The sequence below is a fragment of the uncultured Romboutsia sp. genome (assembly GCF_958366745.1).
In the GTDB taxonomy this organism is placed as follows: Bacteria; Bacillota; Clostridia; order Peptostreptococcales; family Peptostreptococcaceae; genus Romboutsia; species Romboutsia timonensis.
In genome coordinates this window covers 1-6,734 of record NZ_CATXCO010000130.1, presented here as the reverse complement: position 1 = coordinate 6,734, position 6,734 = coordinate 1, and the positions used below count along the sequence as shown (strand labels likewise).

The following is a 6,734-nucleotide window of genomic DNA, read 5'->3' as shown; positions in this document are numbered from 1 at the left end:
GTTGATACAGATGAAGGAAAGTCTTATAGCAGATGACTTGTTTAGGCGTGCATTTATAGTAGCTTTACTTATAGGAGTACTGTGCAGAGGATTAGTATTACGGGTGACTGATAAACAGTATCCATCTAGACCTCAAGACTACTTAGAGCAGATAATAATATCTGGATTATCAGCATCTCTTGGTGCAATAGCATTTCCTGCTCTTATAGATAAAGAATTTTCAGCATTAACATTTTTTGCTGTAGCAATACAACAATTTCAAGGTTTATCGCAAGAAGAAAGGATTACAATAGAAAATATAGATAATGGAGAGGTGGTGCCTAAAGGAGCAGCATATATAGAAGAAATATCATCTACATATGAAAGTAGAAGTTATATAAGTCTATTTTCATCATTAGTTGCTTCAGTGGTATATATATATTGCGCTAGAGCTTATAAGTTTGGCTTTTTACCATGTACCATTTTAGCTGCAATAGGTGGAGTTATAGTAGGATTTATTTTTAAAAGATATTTAAGAAGAAGTAGTATAGGAGATATAGCTGATGTAGTAGAGGCTAAGATTAATTTCGATGGTCCAATACTTAAAGTTAATGATGTATTTATAGAAAATATAGGTTTAGAGGATACTAGAAGTAAATATTTAAAAGAAGGTATTGCAATAGAGATTATACCTAAAAATATGAAGGCTTATGGGGTTGTTAGTGACTTGGGACAGAGACAAGCAGTGCTTCATAACTTATTTATTCACTTTGGGATAAATAAGGATATAGATGAAAAGGATTTATTAGCTACAACGAAAATAAATTTAGATAAAAATACAGTAGTTATTCCATATTTACCTCTTGTTAAAGATATTGATGAATTAATAAAAGTAGTGAAAAGTACACCTATATTAGAAGTATCTAAGGGAAAACAAAGTGCCTATAGTGGTGAAAAATTATAAGAGGGGTGAGAAAATGGACAAGATATTTTTTATAGGAATTATTATTGGGATATTATCGAGACTTATAATGTTACATTTAGATCAAAAGCAATATCCAACTGAACCAAATATTTTGCTATCGCAATTAGTTTTAGCATTTGTTGCATCAGCTTTAGGCTCTCTATTAGTACCAGCGCTTATAGAGCGTTCATATACATCTATTACTTTCTTATCTTTAGCAGCACAACAATTTAGGCAAGTGAGAGATAATAGAAGGGATACCCTACAAAATTTAGAAGATGTACAATTGATACAAAGAGGAAATGCTTTTATAGAAGAAATAGCTAGAACATATGAAGTTAGAAGTTATACTTGTATAGTAACGTCATTTCTTACAGTAGGGATTTATTATATAATATCAAGCGAGTTTAAATTAGGAGATACTACGTCAATTATAATTAGCTCTATATGTGGATTAGTTTTAGCATTTATACTTAAAAAATTACTTACAAGACAGAGTATTGGTGATATAGCAGATGTAGTGCCTTCTAAAATTAGTTTTGTAGATGAATGCATTATGCAAATAGGAGAATTAAAAGGTATAACTAATATAGGGTTAGAGGTAGATAGAGAAAAATATTTATCTCAGGGGTTAGGAATAGAAATAATACCAAAGGATAAAAGTTATGCTAATGTAGGAACTATATATGATCCAGGTCAACGTCAAGCTATTATATATAATATATACTCTAGAATAGGAATTTTAAGAGAAGAAGATGAACCTGCTTTTTATCCGTTACCGAGAATGAATCTGAATAATGGAAGTCTTATGATAGCTGTTGTTCCAGTAGATAAAGATATAAATAAATTGATAGATGCAGTTAAATCATGTCCTATTTTATCTAGTGCAAAGGGTAAAAATGTATCATTAAAAAATTATAAAATATACAAGAAGGGAAGTGTATAGGTATGGGAATGAATATAGGTATAACTGATTATACTCTGGGTATAATTACAACTGACAAAAATATGAAACCAGTTGGAGGGTGTCCTATAATTTATGCAAATGATAATAAAGATTTGCAAAATAAAGCTATGCTAATGGCAAAAAGTGTTGGTGGAATGGTTCACGCTATTACTAAGGAAACTTTAATTATAGTTAAGCATTAAAAGGTACCATATGGTACCTTTTATAATCTGACAAATATTGACTTGATTTAATAAAACATGTTATTATAATATGATGTTTAAAGAAACGGATATAATGCTTATAACTTATTTAAGTTATGAAAATTAAATTAATATAAAAAGAAAAGTGGTGATTATATATGGAAGTAAATGTAAAAAATACAAATAATGTAATAAGTAAAGTATATAAAGATAGTATCGCAGATGAGTTAGGAATAGAGGTTGGTGATTTACTTATTTCTATAAATGGGGAACCTATACATGATATAATAGAATATAGATTCTTATTAAGTGATGAATACTTAGAAGTAGAAATACAAAAGCAAAATAGAGAAGTGTACATATATGAGATTGAAAAGGATTATGATGATGATTTAGGTATTGAATTTACTAATCCAATAATAGATAAAGCTAAAAGTTGTAGAAATAAATGTGTATTTTGCTTTATAGATCAATTGCCTAAAGGAATGAGAGAAACTCTTTATTTTAAAGATGACGACTCAAGACTTTCATTTTTACAAGGGAACTTTGTAACTCTTACTAATATGAGCGAAGAGGATATAAATAATATAATAAAATACAGAATAAGTCCTATAAATATATCAGTTCATACAACAAATCCTGAACTTAGAAAAACTATGATAAAGAATAAATTTGCAGGTAACTTATATAGTATAATGGAAAGATTAGCAGAAGCACAAATTCAAATGAATTGTCAGATTGTTTTATGTCCTGGATACAATGATAAGGAAGAATTAGAAAGAACGGTATCAGATTTAACTAAATTATATCCTTATGTAAATAGTGCAGCAGCTGTTCCTGTGGGAATAACTAAGCATAGAGAACACTTACCAAATCTAGAGATATTTAATGAAAAAACAGCAGGAGAAACTATTGACCAAGTAGACAAGCTACAGAAAAAATATCTTAAAGAATTAGGAACTAGATTCATATTTTTATCAGATGAGTTTTATATAATGGCAAATAGAAAGCTATTAGACTATGATGAATATGAAGGATTTATACAATTTGAAAATGGAGTAGGTATGATAAGTAAATTTGAAAGAGAAATAAAAGACTACTTAGAAAACTTATCAGAAGACCATAAATCTAAAATAAAGAAAGTATCTATTGCTACAGGGCATTCAGCATATGAATTTATGTGTGAAATGGCAAAATGTATAATGGAAAAATGCCCTAATGTGCAGATAGATGTTTATAAAATAATAAATAATTTCTTTGGAGATACAATAACTGTTTCAGGTCTTGTAACAGCAACAGATATAATAGATCAACTAAAGGATAAAAATTTAGGTGAGACTTTATATATACCAAGAAGTATGCTAAAAGCTGATGAAGAAATATTTTTAGATAATATAACTTTAGAAAATTTAAGCGACATCATGGGACTTGAAGTTGTACCTTGTTTAAATGAAGGTAAAGACTTTATAGATAAAATTTTGAAATAAGAAAGGAGATTATTATGAGTGATAATAGACCAGTAGTTGCGGTAGTAGGAAGACCGAATGTTGGAAAATCAACATTATTTAATAAATTAGCAGGAAAAAGAATATCTATAGTAGAAGATACTCCTGGAGTAACTAGAGATAGAATATTTACAGAGGTAGAGTGGTTAAATCATTACTTTACATTAATAGATACAGGAGGTATAGAGCCAGATAATGGAGATATAATATTATCACATATGAGAAATCAAGCTATGCTTGCTATGGATATGGCTCATATAATACTTTTCGTGGTTGATGGAAAATCAGGATTAACAGCAGCAGATAGAGAGGTTGCTCAAATTCTTAGAAAGACTAAAAAACCAGTTATACTTGTAGTAAATAAAATAGATAGTCAAAGTCAATTTGACAATGTATATGATTTTTATGAATTAGGACTTGGAGTTCCATTTGCAATATCAAGTGCTAATAGTATGGGGCTTGGAGACCTATTAGATGAAGTTGTTCAAAATTTCCCAGAAGGATTAAATACTGAGTATGACGAAGATATAATAAGAGTTGCTATAACAGGTAAGCCTAATGCTGGTAAAAGTTCTATACTTAACAATATATTAGGTGAAGAGAGAGTTATAGTAAGTCCTATTGCAGGGACAACAAGAGATGCTGTAGATACTTATGTAGAAAAAAATGGACAAAAGTTCCTTCTTATAGATACAGCAGGTCTTAGAAGAAAGAGTAAAATATATGAAACAGTAGAAAAATACAGTGTAATAAGATCTATGGCTGCAGTAGATAGAGCAGATGTAGTATTAATAGTAATAGATGCCAAAGAAGGAATCACAGAACAAGATACAAAGGTTGCAGGAATAGCTCATGATGAAGGTAAAGCTTGTGTATTTGTAATAAACAAGTGGGACTTAATAGAAAAAGACAACAAAACTTTAGGAAATTATACTAAAGAAGTTAAAGAAAAATTCCCATTCATGATGTATGCACCAGTAATATTTGTTTCAGCAAAAACTAATCAAAGAATGAATAAAATATTAGAAACAGTTGAATATGTAGCAAGTGAACATGCTAAGAGAGTATCGACTTCTGCATTAAATGATGTAATAGGTGAAGCGGTAATGTTAAACCAACCACCATCAGATAAAGGTAAGAGACTAAAGATTTACTATGGATCACAAACTGGAGTTAAACCACCTAAGTTTACTTTATTTATAAATGATAAGAACTTAACTCACTTCTCATATCAAAGATATCTTGAAAATAAAATAAGAGAAAACTTTGGATTTGAGGGTACACCAGTACAATTTGAATATAGAGAAAAAAATAAAAAATAAATTTAACTAAGGGGGAATAAATATGCTTAGTTATATATTGATTGTCATAATTGCTTATCTTTTAGGTAATATATCTACTTCATATATAATAGCTAAAAAAATGATGGGTGTAGATATAAGAACTCAGGGATCTGGAAATGCGGGATCTACAAATGTACTTAGAACTTTAGGTAAAAAAGCTGGTGCAATGACTTTTATAGGTGACTTATTAAAAGGTGTTATAGCAGTTCTTATAGGAAAGTTAATAGCTACAATATCAGGGGTCGATATAGCTACAGCAGGATATTTAGCTGTAGTGGGTGTTGTATGTGGACATAACTGGCCAGCATTTTTAGGATTTAGAGGTGGCAAAGGTGTAGCAACTTCTTTAGGTTCTATGATAGCTATAAATCCTGTTTTAGCATTATCTTGTTTTGGAATATTTTTAGTTATAGTAGCAATTACTAAATATGTATCTTTAGGAGCTATAATTGGTATATCTATGTCTCCTATAATGATGGTATTTACTAAAAATAGTAAAGGGTTAATAGCTACATTATTCTTAACTGTATCAGTAATATATACTCATAGAGAGAATATAAAAAGATTACTAAGTGGAACAGAAAGAAAATTAGGTGAAAAAAAATAATTTTAAATACTGTTAGGTGGTGTTTAATATGGAAAAAGTATGTGTATTAGGAACTGGAAGTTGGGGAAGCGCATTAGGATTAACTTTGGCTAAAAAAGGCTATGAAGTTAGCATGTGGACGCTTAACGAAGAACAGGCTAAGAGAATAAATAAAACTAGAGAAAATATAGATTATTTACCAGGTGTATTATTTCCAAATAATATGACTGTTACAATTTCTTTAGAAGAAGCTGTATTAAATAGTATAATTATAGTTTTAGCAGTTCCATCACAAGCTATAAGAAGTGTATGTAATCAAATAAAGCCATTTATAAAAGATGAACAGATAATAGTTGATGTAGCAAAAGGTTTAGAAAAAGGTACGGGTCTTAGATTATCAGAAGTCGTAGAAGAAGAACTTCCGAATAATCCATATGTAACTTTATCAGGACCATCTCATGCAGAAGAAGTTGCGAGAGATATACCTACTACAGTAGTTGTAGCATCTACTAATTTAGAAGTAGCTCAAAAAGTTCAAGAGATATTTATGGGACCTAAGTTTAGGGTTTATACAAATCCAGATATAGTTGGTGTAGAACTTGGAGGAGCATTAAAAAATATAATAGCTTTTGGAGCAGGTATATGTGATGGATTAGGTCTTGGAGACAATTCAAAAGCAGCTCTTATGACTCGTGGAATTAGAGAGATAAGTAGATTAGGGGTTGCTATGGGAGCAGATGCTTCTACTTTTTCTGGGCTATCAGGAATAGGTGACTTAATTGTAACTTGTACTAGTATGCATAGTAGAAATAGAAGAGCAGGGATTTTAATAGGACAAGGAAAGAGCTTAGAAGAAACTTTAGAAGAGGTGAAAATGGTAGTAGAAGGAATAACTGCTACAGAAGTAGCTTATGAGGTTTCTAAAAAATTAAATGTAGATATGCCTATAACAAGTGCAATATACTCTATACTACATAGTAATTTAAACCCTAATGAAGTGGTAATAGACTTAATGATGAGAAATAAAACTCATGAAATGGAAGAAATAGTAAGTGAAAAGCTAGGATTTTAATCCTAGCTTTTTTACGCTTAAGAATATTATAATGCTTAAAAAAATGTTGATAACTTCTGAATGTAAGTAATATCAATAAATTGGTTTTGAGCGTAAAAAAGATTTTGAGTAACGGACGAAGTCGTTGGCGACATGA

The 6,734-nt window shown here is 30.0% G+C and carries 7 protein-coding genes; all 7 read left to right on the top strand.

Features of this window, described 5'->3' with window-relative positions:
- The coding region (locus tag Q5F54_RS09090) for a YIEGIA domain-containing protein (RefSeq protein WP_302334279.1) at nt 1-943 on the top strand (943 nt) is incomplete at its 5' end.
- A gap of 13 nt (nt 944-956) precedes the next feature.
- Nucleotides 957-1,889: a YIEGIA domain-containing protein gene (locus Q5F54_RS09085; protein WP_281537934.1), complete on the top strand. Its 933-nt coding sequence runs from the start codon at nt 957-959 to the stop codon at nt 1,887-1,889.
- Between the two features lie 2 nt (nt 1,890-1,891).
- Complete coding sequence (locus Q5F54_RS09080) at nt 1,892-2,092, top strand: capping complex subunit for YIEGIA (RefSeq protein ID WP_083335006.1); 201 nt, start codon at nt 1,892-1,894, stop codon at nt 2,090-2,092.
- A gap of 158 nt (nt 2,093-2,250) precedes the next feature.
- Nucleotides 2,251-3,579, top strand: coding sequence for a DUF512 domain-containing protein (locus Q5F54_RS09075; protein ID WP_071119621.1), 1,329 nt, complete (start codon nt 2,251-2,253; stop codon nt 3,577-3,579).
- Between the two features lie 14 nt (nt 3,580-3,593).
- A complete protein-coding gene (gene der, locus Q5F54_RS09070) occupies nt 3,594-4,919 on the top strand; it encodes a ribosome biogenesis GTPase Der (protein ID WP_071119622.1) in 1,326 nt (441 codons plus the stop codon).
- Nucleotides 4,920-4,941: 22 nt separating this feature from the next.
- Nucleotides 4,942-5,547: a glycerol-3-phosphate 1-O-acyltransferase PlsY gene (gene plsY / locus Q5F54_RS09065; protein ID WP_281537935.1), complete on the top strand. Its 606-nt coding sequence runs from the start codon at nt 4,942-4,944 to the stop codon at nt 5,545-5,547.
- Nucleotides 5,548-5,575: 28 nt separating this feature from the next.
- The gene (locus tag Q5F54_RS09060) at nt 5,576-6,598 is read left to right on the top strand and encodes an NAD(P)H-dependent glycerol-3-phosphate dehydrogenase (protein WP_281537936.1); all 1,023 of its coding nucleotides are present in this window, start codon (nt 5,576-5,578) and stop codon (nt 6,596-6,598) included.
- Nucleotides 6,599-6,734: the final 136 nt, after the last annotated feature.

Excerpts from the sequence above, each read along its gene's own strand:
- Q5F54_RS09085 (WP_281537934.1), top strand. The coding sequence starts at position 957 with ATGGACAAGATATTTTTTATAGGAATTATTATTGGGATATTATCGAGA.
- Q5F54_RS09080 (WP_083335006.1), top strand. The coding sequence starts at position 1,892 with ATGGGAATGAATATAGGTATAACTGATTATACTCTGGGTATAATTACA.
- Q5F54_RS09075 (WP_071119621.1), top strand. The coding sequence starts at position 2,251 with ATGGAAGTAAATGTAAAAAATACAAATAATGTAATAAGTAAAGTATAT.
- der (WP_071119622.1), top strand. The coding sequence starts at position 3,594 with ATGAGTGATAATAGACCAGTAGTTGCGGTAGTAGGAAGACCGAATGTT.
- plsY (WP_281537935.1), top strand. The coding sequence starts at position 4,942 with ATGCTTAGTTATATATTGATTGTCATAATTGCTTATCTTTTAGGTAAT.
- Q5F54_RS09060 (WP_281537936.1), top strand. The coding sequence starts at position 5,576 with ATGGAAAAAGTATGTGTATTAGGAACTGGAAGTTGGGGAAGCGCATTA.